This window comes from Aureimonas phyllosphaerae (genome assembly GCF_047943035.1).
GTDB lineage: Bacteria > Pseudomonadota > Alphaproteobacteria > Rhizobiales > Rhizobiaceae > Aureimonas > Aureimonas phyllosphaerae.
The window spans coordinates 1,613,504-1,631,744 of the sequence record NZ_CP181348.1; the positions used below are offsets into that span (position 1 = coordinate 1,613,504).

The 18,241-nt window shown below is 71.6% G+C and carries 18 protein-coding genes; 10 read left to right on the forward strand and 8 right to left on the reverse strand.

Annotation, left to right across the window (positions count from 1 at the left end; genetic code table 11):
• Positions 1–23: 23 nt before the first annotated feature.
• A complete protein-coding gene (locus tag ACLNGM_RS07530) occupies positions 24–770 on the reverse strand; it encodes a TSUP family transporter (protein WP_416357808.1) in 747 nt (248 codons plus the stop codon).
• A 257-nt stretch (positions 771–1,027) separates the two neighbouring features.
• Here ACLNGM_RS07530 and ACLNGM_RS07535 point away from each other — a divergent pair, with 257 nt between their 5' ends.
• The 6 genes from ACLNGM_RS07535 to cobM are packed head-to-tail and all read left to right on the forward strand — an operon-like array spanning position 1,028 to position 7,303.
• The gene (locus tag ACLNGM_RS07535) at positions 1,028–2,128 is read left to right on the forward strand and encodes a sirohydrochlorin chelatase (protein WP_416357809.1); all 1,101 of its coding nucleotides are present in this window, start codon (positions 1,028–1,030) and stop codon (positions 2,126–2,128) included.
• Positions 2,129–2,141: 13 nt separating this feature from the next.
• Positions 2,142–2,786 (forward strand): precorrin-8X methylmutase, encoded by a 645-nt coding sequence (locus ACLNGM_RS07540; RefSeq protein ID WP_416357810.1) that lies wholly within the window; start codon positions 2,142–2,144, stop codon positions 2,784–2,786.
• Complete coding sequence (gene cbiE, locus ACLNGM_RS07545; RefSeq protein ID WP_416357811.1) at positions 2,783–3,997, forward strand: precorrin-6y C5,15-methyltransferase (decarboxylating) subunit CbiE; 1,215 nt, start codon at positions 2,783–2,785, stop codon at positions 3,995–3,997. Before ACLNGM_RS07540 ends, cbiE begins: the two co-directional genes overlap by 4 nt.
• Positions 3,994–4,725 (forward strand): precorrin-2 C(20)-methyltransferase, encoded by a 732-nt coding sequence (cobI, locus tag ACLNGM_RS07550; protein WP_416357812.1) that lies wholly within the window; start codon positions 3,994–3,996, stop codon positions 4,723–4,725. Before cbiE ends, cobI begins: the two co-directional genes overlap by 4 nt.
• Positions 4,722–6,527, forward strand: coding sequence for a precorrin-3B C(17)-methyltransferase (gene cobJ / locus ACLNGM_RS07555; RefSeq protein ID WP_416357813.1), 1,806 nt, complete (start codon positions 4,722–4,724; stop codon positions 6,525–6,527). Before cobI ends, cobJ begins: the two co-directional genes overlap by 4 nt.
• Positions 6,524–7,303 (forward strand): precorrin-4 C(11)-methyltransferase, encoded by a 780-nt coding sequence (gene cobM / locus ACLNGM_RS07560; RefSeq protein ID WP_416357814.1) that lies wholly within the window; start codon positions 6,524–6,526, stop codon positions 7,301–7,303. Before cobJ ends, cobM begins: the two co-directional genes overlap by 4 nt.
• Here cobM and ACLNGM_RS07565 read toward each other — a convergent pair.
• Together ACLNGM_RS07565 and ACLNGM_RS07570 are read right to left on the reverse strand one after the other, a co-directional pair.
• Positions 7,292–8,029 carry a cobalt-precorrin-6A reductase gene (locus ACLNGM_RS07565; protein ID WP_416357815.1) on the reverse strand — a complete coding sequence of 246 codons (738 nt, stop codon included), beginning with the start codon at positions 8,027–8,029 and terminating at the stop codon, positions 7,292–7,294. The genes cobM and ACLNGM_RS07565 overlap by 12 nt on opposite strands.
• On the reverse strand, positions 8,019–9,137 hold the full coding sequence (locus tag ACLNGM_RS07570) for a cobalt-precorrin-5B (C(1))-methyltransferase (RefSeq protein WP_416357816.1): 1,119 nt from the start codon (positions 9,135–9,137) through the stop codon (positions 8,019–8,021). Before ACLNGM_RS07570 ends, ACLNGM_RS07565 begins: the two co-directional genes overlap by 11 nt.
• A gap of 144 nt (positions 9,138–9,281) precedes the next feature.
• Between ACLNGM_RS07570 and ACLNGM_RS07575 the strand changes: the two genes are divergently transcribed.
• Genes ACLNGM_RS07575 through cbiB form a run of 3 tightly spaced genes read left to right on the forward strand, consistent with a single transcriptional unit; the run spans position 9,282 to position 12,564 of the window.
• Positions 9,282–10,589 (forward strand): cobyrinate a,c-diamide synthase, encoded by a 1,308-nt coding sequence (locus tag ACLNGM_RS07575; protein WP_416357817.1) that lies wholly within the window; start codon positions 9,282–9,284, stop codon positions 10,587–10,589.
• Positions 10,586–11,602: a threonine-phosphate decarboxylase CobD gene (gene cobD / locus ACLNGM_RS07580; protein ID WP_416357818.1), complete on the forward strand. Its 1,017-nt coding sequence runs from the start codon at positions 10,586–10,588 to the stop codon at positions 11,600–11,602. Before ACLNGM_RS07575 ends, cobD begins: the two co-directional genes overlap by 4 nt.
• The gene (gene cbiB / locus ACLNGM_RS07585; protein ID WP_416357819.1) at positions 11,599–12,564 is read left to right on the forward strand and encodes an adenosylcobinamide-phosphate synthase CbiB; all 966 of its coding nucleotides are present in this window, start codon (positions 11,599–11,601) and stop codon (positions 12,562–12,564) included. The genes cobD and cbiB overlap by 4 nt, the downstream gene beginning before the upstream one ends.
• Here the strand turns inward: cbiB and ACLNGM_RS07590 are convergent.
• The gene (locus tag ACLNGM_RS07590) at positions 12,554–13,330 is read right to left on the reverse strand and encodes an adenosylcobinamide-GDP ribazoletransferase (RefSeq protein WP_416357820.1); all 777 of its coding nucleotides are present in this window, start codon (positions 13,328–13,330) and stop codon (positions 12,554–12,556) included. The genes cbiB and ACLNGM_RS07590 overlap by 11 nt on opposite strands.
• A gap of 124 nt (positions 13,331–13,454) precedes the next feature.
• Here ACLNGM_RS07590 and cobT point away from each other — a divergent pair, with 124 nt between their 5' ends.
• Positions 13,455–14,471 carry a nicotinate-nucleotide--dimethylbenzimidazole phosphoribosyltransferase gene (cobT, locus tag ACLNGM_RS07595; protein ID WP_416357821.1) on the forward strand — a complete coding sequence of 339 codons (1,017 nt, stop codon included), beginning with the start codon at positions 13,455–13,457 and terminating at the stop codon, positions 14,469–14,471.
• Positions 14,472–14,473: 2 nt separating this feature from the next.
• Here cobT and ACLNGM_RS07600 read toward each other — a convergent pair whose 3' ends face one another.
• The 4 genes from ACLNGM_RS07600 to ACLNGM_RS07615 all read right to left on the reverse strand — a co-directional run bounded on the left by ACLNGM_RS07600 (position 14,474) and on the right by ACLNGM_RS07615 (position 18,198).
• Positions 14,474–14,701 carry a hypothetical protein gene (locus ACLNGM_RS07600; RefSeq protein ID WP_090962364.1) on the reverse strand — a complete coding sequence of 76 codons (228 nt, stop codon included), beginning with the start codon at positions 14,699–14,701 and terminating at the stop codon, positions 14,474–14,476.
• Positions 14,702–14,796: 95 nt separating this feature from the next.
• Positions 14,797–15,975, reverse strand: a complete 1,179-nt coding sequence (locus ACLNGM_RS07605; RefSeq protein WP_416357822.1) for an OpgC family protein — start codon at positions 15,973–15,975, stop codon at positions 14,797–14,799.
• Positions 15,976–16,234: 259 nt separating this feature from the next.
• Positions 16,235–16,570 (reverse strand): hypothetical protein, encoded by a 336-nt coding sequence (locus tag ACLNGM_RS07610; RefSeq protein WP_090962176.1) that lies wholly within the window; start codon positions 16,568–16,570, stop codon positions 16,235–16,237.
• Entirely contained in the window at positions 16,567–18,198 is a 1,632-nt protein-coding gene (locus ACLNGM_RS07615; RefSeq protein WP_416357823.1) for a glucan biosynthesis protein, read from the reverse strand. The genes ACLNGM_RS07610 and ACLNGM_RS07615 overlap by 4 nt, the downstream gene beginning before the upstream one ends.
• Positions 18,199–18,241: the final 43 nt, after the last annotated feature.

Consider the following 18,241-nt stretch of genomic DNA (forward strand, 5'->3'; position numbering starts at 1 on the left):
CAGGGCCGGGACGCGGGCGCCGCTCACGACCAGAGGAGCCGCACCGCGAGCGCGATGCAGACCAGCACCAGGAGCGGGCGGATCAGGCCGGCGCCGAAGCGCATGGCGACGCCGGCGCCGACGCGCGCGCCGAGGAACTGCGCGATCCCCATCGCGAGCCCGAGCTTCCAGTGGATGGTGCCGACGAGGGCGAATACGGCAAAGCCCCCGACGTTCGAGGCGAAGTTCAGGAGCTTGGTGTGCGCCGTCGCCTTGAGGACGCCGTAGCCGGCGAGCGACACGAAGGCGAGCATGAAGAACGAGCCGGTGCCGGGCCCGAACAGCCCGTCATAGGCGCCGATCAGCGGCACGAAGACGAGGGCGAAGGTGCGCGGCGAGATGCGCCGTTCGCGATCGATGTCGGTGAGGCCGGGCTTCACCGCGAAGTAGATCGCGATGGCGATGAGAAGGAAGGGGAGGAGCCGGCGCAGGAGGTCGAGCGGCAGGGCCGTCGCCAGAAGCGCGCCGAGGCAGGCGCCGGCAAAGGAGAGGCCCGCCGCAGGCAGCAAAGGCCCAAGCTTCACGTGGCCGCGCCGCGCGTAGGAAATCGTCGCCGAGGCCGAGCCGAACAGCGACTGGAGCTTGTTGGTGCCGAGCGCCGAGAGCGGGTCGAGCCCGCCGAGGAGCAGCGCCGGCACCGTGATCAGACCCCCGCCGCCCGCGATCGCGTCGATCAGTCCCGCGCCGAAGGCGGCAAGGACCAGAAGCAGGAAGGTTTCGTCGAAGGGCATGGCGGCGGCTTTCGCGGGCGGGCCGGATGGCCTTAAGGCGGGTGGCGCCTCCGGCCAAGGGAAAACGGACGCGATTTGACGAAGCGGTCGCCGTCCGTCATGAAGCCGGGGCCTGACGGTGCCTCGAACGGGGCTCTCACACATGATTTCACGGGCGGCCGACCCAATCCGGGGGCCGACGCGGAAACCGGCGGATCGATTCGTCGCGCGTCTGGCGCGGCGCCTCCTCCGGCGCGACACGACGACGGAGGACGACCATGAAGGCCTTGATGCTGTGCGGCCACGGCAGCCGCGACCGGGGCGCGGTGGACGAGTTCCGCGGCCTTGCCGAGAAGATGGCCCGCCGCCTGCCGGACTGGAGCGTCGACTACGGCTATCTCGAATTCGCGACCCCGATCATCCGCGACGGCCTCGACCGGCTGAAGGCCAAGGGTGCGACCGATATCCTGGCGCTGCCCGGCATGCTGTTCGCGGCCGGGCATGCCAAGAACGACATTCCCTCCGTCCTCAACACCTACGCCGCGCAGAACGACGTCACGGTCACCTACGGGCGCGAGCTCGGCATCGACCCGAAGATGATCCGGGCGGCAGGCGAGCGGATCCGCGAGGCGCTGCGCGCGGACGGCTGGCGCGACGGCGAGCCGCTGCACGACACGATGCTGGTGGTGGTCGGGCGCGGGGCGTCCGATCCCGACGCCAATTCCAACGTCGCCAAGGTCATGCGTCTCCTGTGGGAGGGCCTCGGCTTCGGCTGGGGCGAGACGGCCTATTCCGGCGTCACCTTTCCGCTGGTCGAGCCGGGCCTGACGCATGTCGCGCGGCTCGGCTACCGGCGCGTCGTGGTGTTCCCCTACTTCCTGTTCACGGGCATCCTCGTCGACCGCATCTTCGATGCGACGGACCGCGTGGCCGCCGCCCATCCGGACATCCGCTTCCTCAAGGCGAAGTATCTCGGCGCGCACGATCTCGTGGTCGAGACCTTCGTCGACCGGCTGGAGGAGATCCTCCAGGGTACGAACCTGATGAACTGCCAGATGTGCAAGTATCGCGAGCAGGTGCTGGGGTTCGAGGCCGAGGTCGGCCTGCCGCAGGAAAGCCACCACCATCACGTCGAGGGCATCGGTACGGGCCCGGCGGCGCACGGCCACGACCATCCTCATGATCACGACCATGGTCATGAGCACCACCACGGTCACGACCATTCGCACGACCACGGTCACCATCATCATGGCGGCGGGCACCACCACCACCACGATCATGCGCACGCGCATGGCCACGATCACGGCCATGCCCACACCCATCATCCCTATCCGCACGCCGATCACCCGCTGGGCCCGCGCACGCTGAAGGGGCGCTGAGCCGGCGATGTCCGTGCCCGCCTATCTCCGCGACCCCGCCGCGATCTACGACGCGAGCTTTCGCACCATCCGCGAGGAAGGCGCGACGGCGCTGGCGCGTCTGCCGGGGGATGCGCATGACCTTGCGATCCGCATCGCGCATGCCTGCGGCATGGTGGACGCGATCGGCGACCTCGTCGTCTCGGCGGGCGTCGTCGAGGCGGGACGGGCGGCCTTGCAAGCCGGGGCGCCGATCCTCATCGATGCCGAGATGGTGGCGCACGGCGTGATCCGGGCCCGCCTGCCGGCCGGCAACCGGGTGCTGTGCCGACTGAACGAGGCGGGCGTGCCGGAGCGCGCCCGCCGTCTTTCCACCACCCGCTCCGCCGCGCAGGTCGACTGGTGGGACGACGATCTCGAAGGCGCCGTGGTCGCCATCGGCAACGCCCCGACCGCCCTGTTCCGCCTCCTCGAGCGGCTCGACGAAGGCGCGCCGCGCCCGGCCGTCATCCTCGGCTTTCCCGTCGGCTTCGTCGGCGCCGCCGAATCCAAGGCGGAACTCGCCGCAAACCCGCGGAACATTCCCTTCGCGACGCTCACCGGTCGGCGCGGCGGCAGCGCGATGGCCGCCGCCGCCGTCAACGCGCTGGCCGCCGGCCTCGCAGGCGCGCCGGCATGACGGCCTGGCTCCATGTGATCGGGGTCGGTGACGGCGGGCTCGACACGCTCTCGCCCGACGCCGCGCACCGGCTTGCGCAGGCTGAGATCGTCTTCGGCGGCACGCGGCATCTCGCGATGCTCGCCGCCCACCACCCGGCCGAGCGACGGGCGTGGCGCTCGCCCTTTGCCGACACGGCGGCCGACATCCTCGCCGCGCGAGGCCGGCCGGCGGTGGTACTGGCGACCGGCGATCCCTCGTGGTTCGGACCGGCGCGCTGGCTGCGCACGATCCTCGATGCCGGCGAATTCGCCGTCCTGCCCGCTCCGTCCGCCTTTTCGCTCGCCGCCACGCGGCTCGGCTGGTCGCTGGAGGAGGTGCGCTGCCTCTCGGTGCATGGGCGGCCGATCGAAAGTGTGCTCGCCGAGCTTTCCGACGGTGCCCGCCTCCTTCTCCTGTCGGAGGATGGTTCGACGCCGGCCCTGCTCGCGGCTCGGCTCTGTGAGCTCGGGTTCGGGCGTAGCCGGCTCCACGTCCTCGAACACCTCGGCGGGTCGGGCGAACGCGTGCGCTCTTCGGTGGCCGGCACGTTCGATCTCGACGAGGTCGCCGCGCTGAACACGATCGGCCTCGAATGCCGCGTCGAGGAGGGCGTGCGGACCTATTCGCGTGTGCCCGGCCTTGCCGACGACGCGTTCCGGCACGACGGCAAGATGACCAAGCGCACGCTGCGCGCACTGGCGCTCGCCGCGCTCGAACCGATGCCGGGCCAGCTCCTGTGGGATGTCGGGGCCGGCTGCGGCTCGATCTCGGTCGAGTGGCTGCGCGCGGCCCCCGGCGGACGGGCGCTCGCGATCGAGCCGGTCGAGGCGCGCCGCGCGATGATCGCCGAGAACGCCGCGCGTCTCGCCCCCTCCGGCCTCGACATTGTGGACGGGCGCGCGCCGGCTGCCCTGGAGGGCCTTCCCGCACCCGATGCCGTGTTCCTCGGCGGTGGCCTCACTGACGGCCTGTTTCCGGCCGCCTTCGGGGCCCTGAAGCCCGGCGGGCGGCTGGTCGCCCATGCCGTGACGCTGGAATCGGAGGCGATCCTTCTCGCCCTCCATGAGGTGCACGGCGGCGAACTCCTGCGCGTTTCGGTGGCGATGGCCGAGCCGGTCGGCCCCTATCGCGGCTGGCGCGCGTCGATGCCGGTGACGCATTGGCACATCACCAAGCAGGGGGCTTCGTGAGCGGCCGTCTCTTCGGCGTCGGTCTCGGACCCGGCGATCCGGAACTCCTGACGCTGAAGGCCACGCGCATCCTGCGTGAGGCGTCAGTCATTGCCTATCCGCTGTCCGAGGGGAGCGCGAGCCTCGCACGCTCGATTGCCGAGCCGCATCTCGGCCCTGCGCAGCGCGAGATCGCGATCGAGCTTTGCATGTCGACGGAGCGCGCGCCGGGGCAGGGCGCCTACGACCTCGCCGCACCACGGATCGCCGCCGAGCTTGACGCGGGCCACGACGTCGCGGTGCTCTGCGAGGGCGACCCGTTCTTCTACGGCTCCTTCCTCCAGCTCTTCGCGCGCCTCGGGCATCGCTATCCCACCGAGGTCGTGCCGGGTGTCTCCTCGGTGATGGCGGCGGCGGCGCGCACCCGGCGTCCGTTGTGCGCGCGCGGCGACCGCTTCGCCGTCCTGCCCGCGACGCTGGCCGACGAGGCCCTGCTGCCGGCGATCGCAGCGGCCGACAGTGTCGCGATCCTGAAGCTCGGCCGCCACTTCGCGCGCGTCAAGGCGCTGATCGAGGGCATGGGCCTTGCCGGTCGAGCGACCTATGCCGAGCGGATCGGGCAGGCCGGCGAGCGCGTACTGCCGCTCGGCGAGACCGGCGAGACGGCCCCCTATTTCGCGATGATCCTTCTCTACAAGGGCGCAGAGCCGGCGATCCTAGACGCCCTGAACGGACCCCAGCCTCGATGAATGCGCCCGCGATCCTCTGCCTCGGTCCCGCCGCCCTGCCGCTTGCCCGCCGGATCGCCGATGCGCTCGGTGGCGAGGTGCATGCCGGGGAGCGGGTGCCGGGCGGCGACGTCGCCTTCGCGGGGGCAGGCGACCACATTCGCGCGCTCTTCTCCGAAGGGCGCCCCATCGTCGCCCTGATGGCCTCGGGCGCGCTGATCCGCATCCTCGCGCCCCGTCTTGCCGACAAGGGCGCGGAGCCGCCGGTCCTGTGCGTCGCCGAGGACGGATCGGCCGTGGTGCCGCTTCTCGGCGGCCATCACGGCGCCAACGATCTGGCCCGCCGCATCGCCGCCGTGCTTCGGGTCGCCCCGGCGATCACGACTGCGGGGGATCTGCGCTTCGGCATCGCGCTGGACGATCCGCCGGCCGGCTGGGTCCTCGAGAACGCCGGCGATGCGAAGGCGGTCATGGCGGAGCTTCTGGCCGGCGAGCACGCCTGGATCGAGGGTGTGGCCGACTGGCTGGAGCGCTCGTCGATCCCGCTGTCGGACGACGGACGCGTGACGCTGTCGGTCTCCGACGAGGCCCGCGCGCCGCGCCCGCTCGAACTCCTCTACCGGCCGAAGACGCTGGTGCTCGGCATCGGCGCCGAGCGCGGCGCGCCGTCCGAGGAGGCGGTGGCGCTGGCGGAGAGCGTGATGGCCGCCGCCGGCCTCAGCCCCCTGTCGCTCGCCGCCGTCGCCTCGCTCGACCTCAAGGCCGACGAGCCCGCCGTCCATGCCGTGGCGGCCCGCTTCGGGGTGCCCGCCCGCTTTTTCGATGCCGCGACGCTGGAGGCCGAGACGCCGCGGCTCTGCCATCCCTCCGACGTCGTGTTCCGCGAGACCGGTTGCCATGGCGTATCCGAGGGGGCGGCGCTGGCCGGGGTCGGGCAAGCCGGCGAACTGGTGGTGCCGAAGCGGAAATCCGCACGCGCGACGGCGGCCCTTACCCGCAGCCCCCGCCCGGTCGACGCCGAGGCCATCGGCCGCGCGCGGGGACGGCTCTTCGTCGTCGGCATCGGGCCGGGCGGGGCGGCGTGGCGCTCGCCCGAGGTCTCGGCCATGGTCGGCCGCGCCACCGATCTCGTCGGCTATTCGCTCTACCTCGACCTCCTCGGGCCGCTGGCAGCCGGCAAACGCCGCCACGACTTCGACCTCGGCGCGGAGGAAGCGCGCGTGCGCTTCGCGCTGGAACTCGCGGCCGAGGGCCGCGACGTCGCGCTGGTCTGTTCAGGCGACGCCGGCATCTACGCGATGGCGACGCTGGTGTTCGAGCTGATCGACCGGGGCGATGTGTCGGATGCGGCGCGCCGCGTCGCGATCGCGGTGTCGCCCGGCATCTCCGCGCTCCAGGCGGCGGCGGCCCGTGCCGGCGCGCCGCTCGGCCACGACTTCTGCACGATCTCGCTGTCCGACCTCCTGACGCCGTGGGAGGACATCCAGCGTCGGGTCGAGGCGGCGGCCGAGGGCGACTTCGTGATCGCCTTCTACAACCCCGTCTCGAAGCGCCGCCGCACCCAGCTCGCCTATGCCCGCGACGTGCTGCTCGCCCACCGGCCGCCGGAAACGCCGGTCGTGCTCGCCACCAATCTCGGGCGCGAGGGCGAGAGCGTGCGCATCGTCGAACTCCGGCATCTCGACGTCGAGGCGGTGGACATGCTCACCGTCGTCGTCGTCGGCTCCACCAACACGCGCGCCTTCGTCAGCGGCGAGGGGCGCACCTACGCCTATACGCCGCGCGGCTACGCCGCCAAGGCCGGATCGGGGATCGGATCGTGACAGTCCATTTCATCGGCGCCGGTCCCGGCGCGCCTGATCTCATCACCGTGCGCGGCCTGCGCCTCATCGAGCGCTGCCCCGTCTGCCTCTATGCCGGCTCGCTGGTGCCCGAGGAGATCGTGAAGGCCGCGCCGTCCGGCGCGCGCGTCCTCGACACGGCGCCGATGCATCTCGACGAGATCGTCACCGAGATGCGGGCCGCCCACGAGGCCGGCCTCGACGTCGCGCGCGTCCATTCGGGCGACCCGTCGATCTACGGCGCGACGGCCGAGCAGATGCGCCGCCTCGATGCGCTCGGCATTCCCTACGACGTGACGCCTGGCGTGCCGGCCTTTGCGGCGGCGGCGGCGGCGCTCCGGCAGGAACTGACGATCCCGGAGGTCTGCCAGAGCGTCATCGTCACGCGGACGGCGATGAAATCCTCGGCCATGCCGGTGGGCGAGGACTTGGCGACGCTGGGGCGGAGCGGCGCGACGCTCGCGATCCACCTGTCGATCCGCAACCTCGCCCATATCGAGCGCGAGCTCTCGCCCCTGCCGGCCTACGGGCCGGACTGCCCGGTGGTGGTCGCCTATCGCGTCGGCTGGCCGGACGAGGCGTTCATTCACGCGACGCTCTCGACCGTCGCGCGCCGGGTGCGCGAGGCGAAGCTGACCCGCACCGCGCTCGTGCTGGTCGGGCGGGCGCTCGGCGCCGAGGGGTTCGTCGATTCCAAGCTCTACGACGCCTCCCATCCCCATATCCTCCGCCCCAAGGTGGCGAAGTCAGCCGGCTAGCCAGGCCAGCGCCGCCTCGACGCTCCCGACCACCGGCGGCGGCGGCGGGGCGGGGCGGTCGATCAGGATGACGGGAAGACCCAACAAGCGCGCCGCCTCGATCTTGGCGTAGGACGCCGCGCCGCCCGAGTTTCGGCAGACGAGATGGCTGACGCCGAGGCGCTCGAACAGCGCGATCTCGGACCCGCGGTCTCCGGGCTTGCCGAGGACGACGTCGGCGGCGAACGGCAGATCCTCCGGCGGGTCCACCATGCGAAGGGCGATGCGAAGGTCCGCGCGATGGCGGAAGGGTGCGATATGCTGGCGGCCGAGCGCCAGGAACGGCCGGGCGCCCTCGGGCAAGGCGTCGCGCGCCGCACCGAGGCAGTCGACGCACTGCCAGCGATCGCCGGCCGTCTCCTCCCAACCGGGACGGTGGAGCGTAAGACGAGCGACACCAGCCGCCGCAGCCGCCGCGGCCGCGTTGCGCGAGATGCCGGGCGCGAAGGGATGGGTCGCGTCGACGAGATGGGTGATGCGCTCAGTCGCGAGCCAGTCGGCCAGCCCCGCGGCGCCGCCGAAGCCGCCGATCCGCGTCTCGACCCCCTCGGGCCGGTCGGGCGCGAGCGTGCGCCCCGCGAGCGACAGGACGAGGCGCTGCGGCGCGACGTCTTGGCGGCTTTGCTCCGCCAGACGCGTCGCCTCCGCCGTGCCGCCGAGGATCAGGATGCGCCGGTCAGCCGGCATGGGCGATCACGCGGCCAGCCCGATCCGTCACCAACACCTCGACGATGACGGGCGCGTCGCCGAGCGCCTGGCTTGCAACGGTACGCGCGAGATCGGCGACGGGCGCGGCCAGATCGATCCCGTGCGCGGCCGTGAGGTCCAGCGCTTCCTTGGCCGTGTTGGCGCCGAGCACCGCGGCTCGCAGCGGCGCGGCGGCGTCGCCGGCAAGGCCGAGCAGGAAGGCGCGGTCGACCTGGCTGCGGCCGGAATGAAGATCGAGGGACCCTTGCGCAAGCTTCGTGAACTTGGCGAAGCCGCCGGCCAGCGTCAGGCGTGGCACGGGATGGCGCCGAAGATACTTCAGGAGGCCGCCGGCAAAGTCGCCCATGTCGAGATAGGCGATCTCGGGCAGTTCGGGATGACGGCGGCGGACGGCATCCTCGCTCGCCGACCCCGTGGCGCCGACGACATGGGCGAGGCCCGAGGCGCGCGCGACGTCGATCCCGCGATGGATCGAATGGATCCAGGCGGCGCAGGAGAAGGGGTGGACGATGCCGGTCGTGCCGAGGATCGACAGGCCGCCCACGATCCCGAGCCGCCCGTTCCACGTCTTCTCCGCCAGCCGCTCGCCGTCGCGCACCTCGATCGCGATCTCGACATCCGCCGGCACGCCGTGCGCGGCGCAGAGCGCCTCGACCTCGGTCTGCATCATGGTGCGGGGCACCGGATTGATCGCGGGCTCGCCGGGCGGGATCGGCAGGCCGGGCCGCGTCACCATGCCGACGCCGGGTCCGGCGCGAAAGACGATGCCGGACCCCGACGGTCCCAGGCGCACCCGCGCACCGATTTCGGCGAGATGCGTGACGTCCGGATCGTCGCCGGCATCCTTGACGATCGCGGCGAAGGCCGTGCTCTCCGACCGCTCGGTGCGGGCAAGCGGAAAGGCCGGGTGCTCGCCCTTCGGCAGCACGATCTCGACGGGATCGGGAAAGTCGCCGGCAAGGAGCGCCGTCAGGGCGGCCTTGGTGGCGGCCGTCGCGCAGGCGCCGGTGGTCCAGCCGCGCCGCAGCGGCGCGCCGTCGCGCATGTCGCTGGAGCGCGTGCGCCGCTGTCCGAGTTCGATGGCCATCGTCTAGAGCCGGCGTCGCGGCGTGCGCGGCTCGGCAGGACGGTTCAAAGGGGTCATGATGCGCGTGCCGCCGATCCCGATCCGGGAACTTTCCGATCGAGCCTCTTATAGGCGGCGCGCATCCATGCGAAAAGCGCCGCCACCATGCACACCGCCTTGTCTCGCCCCGGTCTCCTCGTCGCCGCGCCGCAATCGGGCAGCGGCAAGACGCTCGTCACGCTGGCGCTCCTGCGCTGGGCGCGTCGGCGCGGCCTTCTGGTGGCGCCGGCCAAGGCCGGTCCGGACTACATCGATCCCGCTTTCCATGCCGCCGCGGCCGGACGGGCATCGGTGAACCTCGACCCCTATGCCATGCGCCCCGTGCTGATCCATGCGCTGGCCGAGGTGGCCGGCCGGCCGCTCGTCGTCGAGGGCATGATGGGCCTCTTCGACGGCGCGGCCGACGGCACGGGCTCGGCCGCTGATCTCGCCCCCATGCTCGGGCTGCCGGTCCTTCTCGTGGTGGACTGCGCGAAGCAGTCGCAGTCCGTCGCAGCGCTCGTGCGCGGATTTCGCGACCACCGGCCGGGCCTCCCGTTCTGCGGGCTGGTGCTGAATCGTGTCGGCAGCGCACGGCACGAGGCGCTCCTGCGCACGGCGCTGGAGCCGCTAGGCCCGTCGATCCTCGCCGTGCTGCCGCGCCGCGAGGCCCTGGTCCTGCCCGAGCGGCATCTCGGCCTCGTGCAGGCCGGCGAAACGGCGGGGCTCGAGACCTTCCTCGAGCGGGCTGCCGACTGGTTCGGGGAAGGGGCGGACGTCGCCGCCTTCGAGACGCTTCTCGCCGCCGTGCCCGCACGTGAAAACCCGGCTTTGGCACCGACCCGCCTCCCGCCGCTCGGCGCCCGCATCGCCGTCGCGCGCGACGAGGCCTTCGCCTTCGCCTATCCGCACCTTCTGGACGGGTGGCACGCGGCGGGCGCCAGCCTTTCGGTCTTCTCGCCGCTCGCCGACGAGGGGCCCGATCCGTCGTCCGATGCGGTGTTTCTGCCCGGCGGCTACCCCGAGCTTCATGCGAGCCGGATCGCGGCGGCCGAGGGGTTTCGCACCGGCATGACGGCCGCGCGCGACCGCGGCGCCGCGATCTACGGCGAATGCGGTGGCTACATGGTGCTCGGCGACCGGCTGGAGGCGGCGGACGGCGTCAGCCATTCGATGCTCGGCTTCCTGCCCCTCGCGACCTCCTTCAAGGTGCGGCGGCTGCATCTCGGCTACCGGCGGCTGCGATCGCGGCCGAGCGGGCCGTGGAGCGGGCCGCTCGTCGGGCACGAGTTCCACTACGCGACGATCATCGAGGAAGGCGCGGGCGAGCGCCTTTTCGATGCGACGGACGCGCTGGGCGACGACCTCGGGGCCCTTGGCCTGCGACGCGGCCGGGTGTCTGGCTCGTTCGCGCATGTGATCGATCTCGCATGAACCCGCACCTGGTCCATGGCGGCGCGCTCTCAGCGGCGCTCGATCGCTTCGGGGGGCGGCGCGAGGACTGGCTGGACCTGTCGACGGGTATCAATCCGATGCCGGCTCCCCTGCCGCCTTTGCCTTCCGACCTTTTCACCCGCCTGCCGGAAGCCGATCTCGAACGCGAAGCCTACGAGGCCGCGCGGCATCATTACGGCGCGACGGCGACGGCCGGTATCGTCGCCGCACCCGGCAGCCAGGCCCTGATCTCGCTCCTGCCGCACCTCCTGCCCGGCGGCGCGGCGGCGATCCTGCGCCCCGCCTATGGCGAACATGCGCGCGCCTTCGCGGCGGCCGGCCACCGCGTCTGCGCCGTCGCGAACGTGGACGAGGTGCCGGACGGCGTGGCCGTGGCCGTCTTCGTCAACCCGAACAATCCGGACGGGCGTCGCTTCGAGCGCCGCTCGCTTCTGGCGCTCGGCGACCGGCTGGCGGCGCGGGGCGGCTGGCTGGTGGTCGACGAGGCCTACATGGACGCCGATCCGCGGGAGAGCCTCGCCGGCGAGGCGGGTCGGCCGGGCCTCGTGGTGTTGCGGTCCTTCGGCAAGTTCTTCGGCCTTGCCGGGCTGCGGCTCGGCTTCGCGCTGACGACGCCCGCGCTCGCGGCGAGCCTGGCCGCGCGCCTTGGCCCCTGGGCGGTGTCGGGGCCGGCGCTCCATGCCGGCGCGAGGCTCATGGCGGACCCTAGGACGGTCGACAGGCTGCGCCGCGAGATCGCGGCGCGCGGGCGGGAGACGCGCAACGCGATTGCGGATGCCGGTTTCACGCCGCAGGGCGACGCCGGTCTCTTCGCCCTCGTCGAGACCCTGCACGCCGGCGCCGTGTTCCAAGCGCTGGCGCGCCGGCACATTCTCGTGCGCCCCTTTGCGGACCCAGCCGATTGGCTGCGCTTCGGCCTTGTCCGCAACGAGGGGGAGGCGGCGCGACTTGCGCGGGCGCTCGTTGGGGCGCGGCGGGAGGTGGGCCTTTGAGCGGAGCCCTCGCCGCCCTTGCGCTCGCCATCGACCGTCTGGTGGGAGATCCCGACGCGGTGTGGCGACGGGTGCCGCATCCCGTCGCCGGGTTCGGCGCGCTGATCGCGGCCGCCGACCGGACCTTCAACCGGCCGCATTGGCCGGACGGTGTCCGGCGCCTTGCCGGCCTCGCGTCGATCCTGGTCCTCCTGATGCTGGCCGCGCTTCTCGGCCATGCGATCCACCTCGTCCTGGCCCCGCTCGGCTGGCCTGGCCTCGTCCTCGAAGCCGCGCTCGCCTCGATCCTCCTCGCGCAGAAGAGCCTGTCCGATCATGTGCGGCGCGTTGCGGAGGCTCTGGATCGGGAGGGCTTGCCGGCCGGGCGGAAGGCGGTCTCGATGATCGTCGGGCGCGATCCGCAGGCGCTGGACGAAGCGGGAGTGTCGCGCGCGGCGATCGAGAGCCTTGCGGAGAACGCCTCCGACGGGGTGGTCGCTCCGCTGTTCTTCCTCGCCCTCTTCGGGCTTCCGGGCCTCGTCGCCTACAAGATGCTGAACACCGCCGATTCGATGATCGGCCATCTCAGCGAGCGGCACCGCGCCTTCGGCCGGGCCGCTGCGCGCCTCGACGACCTCGCCAATCTCGTGCCGGCCCGCCTGACGGCCGCCGTCTTAGCGGCGGTGACCGGCATGATCCTCGGACGCCGGGCCGCCGGCCGCGCCGTCCGCGCGGCCCTTGCCGACGGGCCGCGCCATCGCTCGCCCAATGCCGGCTGGCCGGAAGCGGCGGTGGCCGGCGCGCTGGATCTGGCGCTCGGCGGGCCCCGCCGCTACGGCGAACTCGTCGTGGACGCGCCGATGCTCCACGCTCCGGGCCGGCGCGAGGCCACGGCCGCCGACATCCGCAAGGCCCTCATCCTCTTCGCCCGGACCTGCGACCTCCTCCTTGTCGCGGCGGTCGCGATCGCCCTTATCGGCTGATCAGCGCAAGACCGAGGAGCCAGGCAATCTCGTCGATCTGCTGGCAGGCACCGAGCGTGTCGCCCGTCTGCCCGCCCAAACGTCGAAGGAGGACGCCGCGCAGCCAGAACCAGCCGAGTGCGGCAAGCGCCGGCGGCAACGCGAGCGCGCTCCATCCGAAGACCGGGAGCGTCAGGGCTGCCGATAGCGCGAGGCCGACCAAGGCAGCTGCCGCGCCACGTCGGCCGGACGGGCGCCCGACGCGATCGGCGAGCCCGCCGGGATCGGCGCTCGGCAGTGCGGACCACAGGAGCGCCATCGCGCCGCGACTGCCGGCCGCCGCCGCCAGGAGCGCGAGCGCCGCATGGGGCCCGGATAGTTGAGCGATCGCCGCCAGAAGCGAGATGCGCAGGGCCAGCGAGCCCATCAGCGCCAGCGCCCCATAGGTGCCAATCCGGCTGTCCTTCATGATCGCGAGGGCGCGATCCCGGTCGGCATGGCCGAAGATCCCGTCGGCCGTGTCGCCGAGCCCGTCCTCGTGAAGCGCGCCGGTGAGGGCGACGAGGAGAAGGACGGCGGCTGTTGCGGCGGCGAGCGGCGCGAGGCCGGCTGCAAGGAGGCCGAGGAGGACAAGGGCCGGCAGGGCAGCGGCGAGGATGCCGGCCACGGGAAACGCCGGCGCGTCGCGCCCAAGCGGCACCGGCGCGCCGGCAAAGGCGGCCGGCACCGTCGGGAGGCGGGTCAGGAAGGCGCAGGCGCGCAGCACGCTGTGAACGAGGCGAATCATGGCTCGCAGCCTACACGAAGCCGCGCTGCGGCCGCGCCGTCGCAGTCGGCCGCCCGGGTTTGCGAAGCTCCGGCTTTGCGCCTATCACCCCGCCAACTGAAAGCCCGATCCTTCCGGAGCCACCATGTCCGCCACCGGCCTTCCCTTCGACGACATCCGTGCCCTCCTTCGCCAGATGCCGAAGGCCGACGGGGCGGCGCGCCATGCCGCGCGGCACCGGCAGGAGGAACTGACGAAGCCGTCCGGCAGTCTCGGTCGGCTGGAGGACATCGCGGAATGGATGGCGGCCTGGCAGGGGCGCGCCCCGACCGTCGACCGGCCGGTGGTCGCGGTCTTCGCGGGCAATCACGGGATCGCGAAGAAGGGCGTGTCGGCCTTTCCGCCCTCCGTCACCCAGTCGATGGTGGAGAACTTCGCGGCGGGCGGTGCCGCCATTAACCAGATCTGCGCCACGTTCGACCTCGGCCTCAAGATCTTCGATCTCGCGCTCGACTACCCGACGGCCGACATCTCGGAGGAGGCGGCGCTCAGTGAGCGCGACTGCGCGGCCACGATGGCCTTCGGCATGGAGTGCCTCGCCGGCGAGCCGGATCTCCTGATCCTCGGCGAAATGGGGATCGGCAACACGGCGGTGGCTGCTGCCCTTTTCGCGGCGCTGTTCGGCGGCACCGCGGCCGACTGGGTGGGGCCGGGTACGGGGCATGACGCCGCCGGCATCGCGCGCAAGATCGTGGTGGTCGACGAGGCGCTGGAGCTCCACCGCAGCCATTTCGCCGATCCGCTGGAGGTGCTGCGGCGTCTCGGCGGGCGCGAGATCGCGGCGATGACCGGCGCGATCCTGGCCGCGCGGATGCAGCGTGTGCCCGTCATCATCGACGGTTTCGTCGCGACCGCCAGCGCCGCCGTGCTGCATGCGATGGACCCGCGGGCGCTCGATCACTGCCTGTTCGGCCACGTCTCGGCCGAACCGGGACACCAGAAGGCGCTGCGTCACATGGACAAGGTGCCGCTCCTCGCGCTCGGCATGCGGCTCGGCGAGGGCACGGGCGCGGCCGTGGCCGCCGCCGTGGTGAAGGCCGCGGTCGCCTGCCACAACGGCATGGCGACCTTCGCGCAGGCCGGGGTCGCCACCCGCGACTGAAATCAGGCTCCGGCGGGCGGTCCGGGCTCCCGGTCCGCCGACGGCTCGTCCGCCACGGGCTTGTAGGCGATCAGGAAAGTCCAGGCGGCATAGGCGCCGATCGCGCCTGTCATGATTGCCCAGGTCGGATCGCCGACGACGAGTTCCACCACCGTCCACGTGGCGCAGACGGCGACCAGCGCCACGCGGCGCCAGAGCGGGCGGAAGAAGGGATGGCTGGCATCCTTCAAGGGGCGGTCCTCCGGCCGGTCCATCCGGCCCCCGCCTTATAGCGGTGTGCCGTCCCCAAGGCACGGGGGCCCGCGCACGATGTCGCGATCTCGCCTCAGGCCCGCGCTCTCACGCCCGCTGCGGCGTCGCGCTCGCGCGGCGAGGCCATGTCCGCGACGGGCACGGGTGCATTCACGGCGCGCCACCAGTCGAGAAACAGCGCCAGCGCGAAGTGGACGCCGAGCCCCAGCACGATCAGCGCCGTGTCGAAGGCGAGCGACGGCTCGCGGTTGAGCCGCAGGAGCTGGGCGAGAAGCGACAGCACCGTGCCGACGGCGAAGACGGGCAGCGAATGGCGCCCGAGAAGCGCGAACGGGTTGTCGCGGCCGACCCGCTGCAGCGGCGAATGGCTCGGCGCGTGCGCGAACACGTAGACCAGCGCCAAAAGATGCAGGAGGCGCGGCGGCGAGACGTAGGTCTTGTCGAACTGGACCGCGAAGGCCGGCAGCGGCAGCGTCTGCTCCCAGCCCCAGAGCGAGGCCCACACGAACAGGAAGGAGACGCCGAGATAGGCGAGCGCCGCGATGTAGAGCGGCCGCGAATAGGCGACGAGCGCCTGCCCGCCCGCTTTCGCGAGGCCGACCGCCAGACCGATCGCAAAGAGGAACTGCCAGGCGAACGGATTGAACTGCCAGCCGCCGGGATTGGGATGGTTCGGCAGGTTCAGCCGCAGGAGACCGCATGCGAGCCAGACAACGCACGAGACCCCCAGAAGACCGGGCAGGCCGAGGCGCCGCACCAAGCCGAGCATGAGGGGCAGCATCAGGAGCAGCACCGCATACATCGGCAGGATGTTGAGATAGGCGAACTGATGACCGAGCGTCGCGATACCGGCGAGCGTATCGACCGGGCGCGACAGGAAGTAGCCGAAGCCGAGCTGCATGAGATAGCGGCCGTCGCCGGTCGCGAGCGAGGCGAAGGCGTAGAGGCTGGCCACGATCATCGTGAGCGCGATGTGGTTGAGGTAGAGAACGCCTGCCCGGCGGACGGCGCGGATCGTGGCGATCAGGCCGGAGCGCTCGAAGAAGCTGCGGCCGTAGGCGAGCGCGCAGGACACGCCTGCCAGGAACACGAAAAGCTCGGCCGAATCGGAGAAGCCGAAATTGCGCGAGGTGAAGTGCTCCCAGAGAACCCCGGGCACGTGGTTCACGAAGATCATCAGGAGCGCGATGCCGCGGTAGAAGTCGATGCGATGATCGCGCGGCGTGGGAGAGCGCCGGGATGAGACTGTCATGGATGCTGTGGTTGACTCGTTACGCACTCGCCCGCGCGGTCGTGAATGAACCGTGCAAGCGTCATGTCCCTCTGAGCGATATCTCGCGAGGGTGGGGCGCGGGCAAGGCGCGAGGGGATGGTGAAGCGGTGAGGGACGACGCAATGGAGAGCGCGCGAGGCCGCCCGAACGTGTCGTATGCCTTACGTTTCAGGCGGTTGCCGCCCGTCGCACTGGGCTGGAGATCCGGTTGTGGAAAAGCGCTTAGCCGGACAGGCGTCTAGCGCATTTCCTCGTCGGTCCGCGTCATGTGCTCGCGCAGGATCGGGCGCACCGGCATGGAGAGCGGCGCGCGCGGCGGCGGCAGGAGCAGCTTGCGCAGGAAGGCGAGGGCCTTCCGCTTGCCGAGCCGCGCCGCCTCGATCACGACCTGCGGCTCGGGCCCGGTCCGGCCCTCGAAGACCAGCCGCTCGGCGATGGCGGCCAGGAGGTCTTCCTCGGTGAGATCCGGCCGGCCCACCAGCATGCCGGCCGGGCGCGCGTCGAAGAAGCGCTCCGGCGGCGTCGCCGTCTCGGCATCGGTGCGGCCGGCGAAGAACGTCGTCGGCCCCCTCATGGACGGCCCGTCCACTGGTAGAGCCAGGTTTCGGAGATGATGCGCTGGTTGAACGAGAGCTTGGCCCGCAGTTCGACCGGCGAAGCGTCGAGCTTCTCCAGCTCGATCGACAGGCGCCAGCCGCCGCCCGGCAGGCGGCTGACGCCGCTGTGGACGAGGCGGGCTGTGTCCGGCACCTCGAGGATGGGCACCACGACCGCGTCGCCCGGCAGGTTCTGCGCCGTGCCGCCGACGAAGTTGATCTCGAAGCGGCGGAGATTGGTGGTCCCGGTATCCGCGGCGTTGCCCCCGAGCCCGGCATAGGTCGCTCCGACCACGGCCTGATGGGTCTCCATGTGGTCGACGTAGCCCCAGTGCATCCGGTAGCGGAACTCGAACTGGGAGCCGGCCGCCGGCTTCTCCTCCGGCACCCAGAAGACGACGATGTTGTCGTTGACCTCCGAGTCGGTCGGAATCTCCACGAGTTGCACGATGCCACGGCCCCAGTCGCCCATCGGCTCGATGACGAGGGAGGGACGAAGTTCGTAATGCGCCTCGACGTCTTCGTAGTGCGAGAAGTCACGATCGCGCTGCAGGAGGCCGAACATGCGCGGCGAGGTTTCGCCGAAATAGGAGAGGGCGAGTTCCTCCGGGTTCTTCAGGGGACGCCAGAGGCGCTCGCCGGTCGGGCGCAGGATGAACAGCCCGTCGCTGTCGTGCACCTCCGGTCGGAAATCCTCGCGCTCGTTATGGTCGTTCTCGCCGAAATGGTACATCGAGGTGAGCGGGGCGACGCCGAGCCGCTCGACCTCGCCGCGGAAGTAGAGCCGGGCCGTCACGTCGATCTGCGTCTCGACGCCCGGCCGGACGTTGAAGGCGTAAGCGCCGGCAAGGCTCGGGCCCTCCAGCTCGGCGAAGATCTGGATCGTCTCCTGCCCCGGCTGCGGCTTGACGATGTAGAAGGCGGTGAAGCGCGGGAACTCCTCCGCCGCCGCCGTCGCCGTGTTGATGGCGAGACCGCGCGCCGACAGGCCGTAGCGGTTGTTCATGCCGAGCGCGCGGAAGTAGCTGGCGCCCAGGAACGACACGAGCTCGTCGTAGAGGTCGGGCCGGTCGAGCGGGTAGTTCAGCCGGAAGCCGGCGACGCCGGGAAGCTGCAGGTTCTGGAAGGCGGACGGGTCGAGCGGCGCCAGGAACTCGAAGTTCGCGCCCGAGAAGACCTGCGGCTGGAAATGCGTGCCGTCCCCGATGAAGAGGCGCGTCGTATCCTTGTAGAGGAAGCCCGGAAAATAGGCCTGCAGGTGGAAGTTCAGCGGCTCGTTCGCCCAGATCGTCTGGTCGCGCCGGTAGAGGATGCGACGGTAGCTGTCGTAGTCGAGGTCGGCGATCGGCTGCGGCAGGTCGCGCGGCGGCTCGCTCCAGGGCGCTGCGGCGCGCGCGCGCATGGCGTTCGACAGGGCGTCGTAGGTGAAGGCGTTGAGGTCCACCACGGTGGGCGGCGGCGCTGCGGGCGCTGCCGGGGCGGGCACGGGCGTGCCGGGGGCTGCAGGCTGCTGGGCCGACGCGCGATGGGCCCAGAGCAGCGAAAGCGCTCCACCCAGACCGTATTTCAGTGCCGTGCGGCGGGAGGTGAAGGAGGAACTCGTCACGGAAATGGGAGGCTTCTTTCGGAACTGCAGCAAGGCCCTTAGC

What these genes read in the sequence shown, in the direction of transcription:
- cbiE (WP_416357811.1), top strand. Translation starts at nt 2,783, where the DNA reads ATGACGGCCTGGCTCCATGTGATCGGGGTCGGTGACGGCGGGCTCGAC.
- cobD (WP_416357818.1), top strand. Translation starts at nt 10,586, where the DNA reads ATGAACCCGCACCTGGTCCATGGCGGCGCGCTCTCAGCGGCGCTCGAT.
- ACLNGM_RS07535 (WP_416357809.1), top strand. Translation starts at nt 1,028, where the DNA reads ATGAAGGCCTTGATGCTGTGCGGCCACGGCAGCCGCGACCGGGGCGCG.
- ACLNGM_RS07605 (WP_416357822.1), bottom strand. Translation starts at nt 15,975, where the DNA reads ATGACAGTCTCATCCCGGCGCTCTCCCACGCCGCGCGATCATCGCATC.
- ACLNGM_RS07565 (WP_416357815.1), bottom strand. Translation starts at nt 8,029, where the DNA reads ATGCCGGCTGACCGGCGCATCCTGATCCTCGGCGGCACGGCGGAGGCG.
- ACLNGM_RS07570 (WP_416357816.1), bottom strand. Translation starts at nt 9,137, where the DNA reads ATGGCCATCGAACTCGGACAGCGGCGCACGCGCTCCAGCGACATGCGC.
- cobT (WP_416357821.1), top strand. Translation starts at nt 13,455, where the DNA reads ATGTCCGCCACCGGCCTTCCCTTCGACGACATCCGTGCCCTCCTTCGC.
- cobJ (WP_416357813.1), top strand. Translation starts at nt 4,722, where the DNA reads ATGAATGCGCCCGCGATCCTCTGCCTCGGTCCCGCCGCCCTGCCGCTT.
- ACLNGM_RS07610 (WP_090962176.1), bottom strand. Translation starts at nt 16,570, where the DNA reads ATGAGGGGGCCGACGACGTTCTTCGCCGGCCGCACCGATGCCGAGACG.
- ACLNGM_RS07575 (WP_416357817.1), top strand. Translation starts at nt 9,282, where the DNA reads ATGCACACCGCCTTGTCTCGCCCCGGTCTCCTCGTCGCCGCGCCGCAA.
- ACLNGM_RS07590 (WP_416357820.1), bottom strand. Translation starts at nt 13,330, where the DNA reads ATGATTCGCCTCGTTCACAGCGTGCTGCGCGCCTGCGCCTTCCTGACC.
- ACLNGM_RS07530 (WP_416357808.1), bottom strand. Translation starts at nt 770, where the DNA reads ATGCCCTTCGACGAAACCTTCCTGCTTCTGGTCCTTGCCGCCTTCGGC.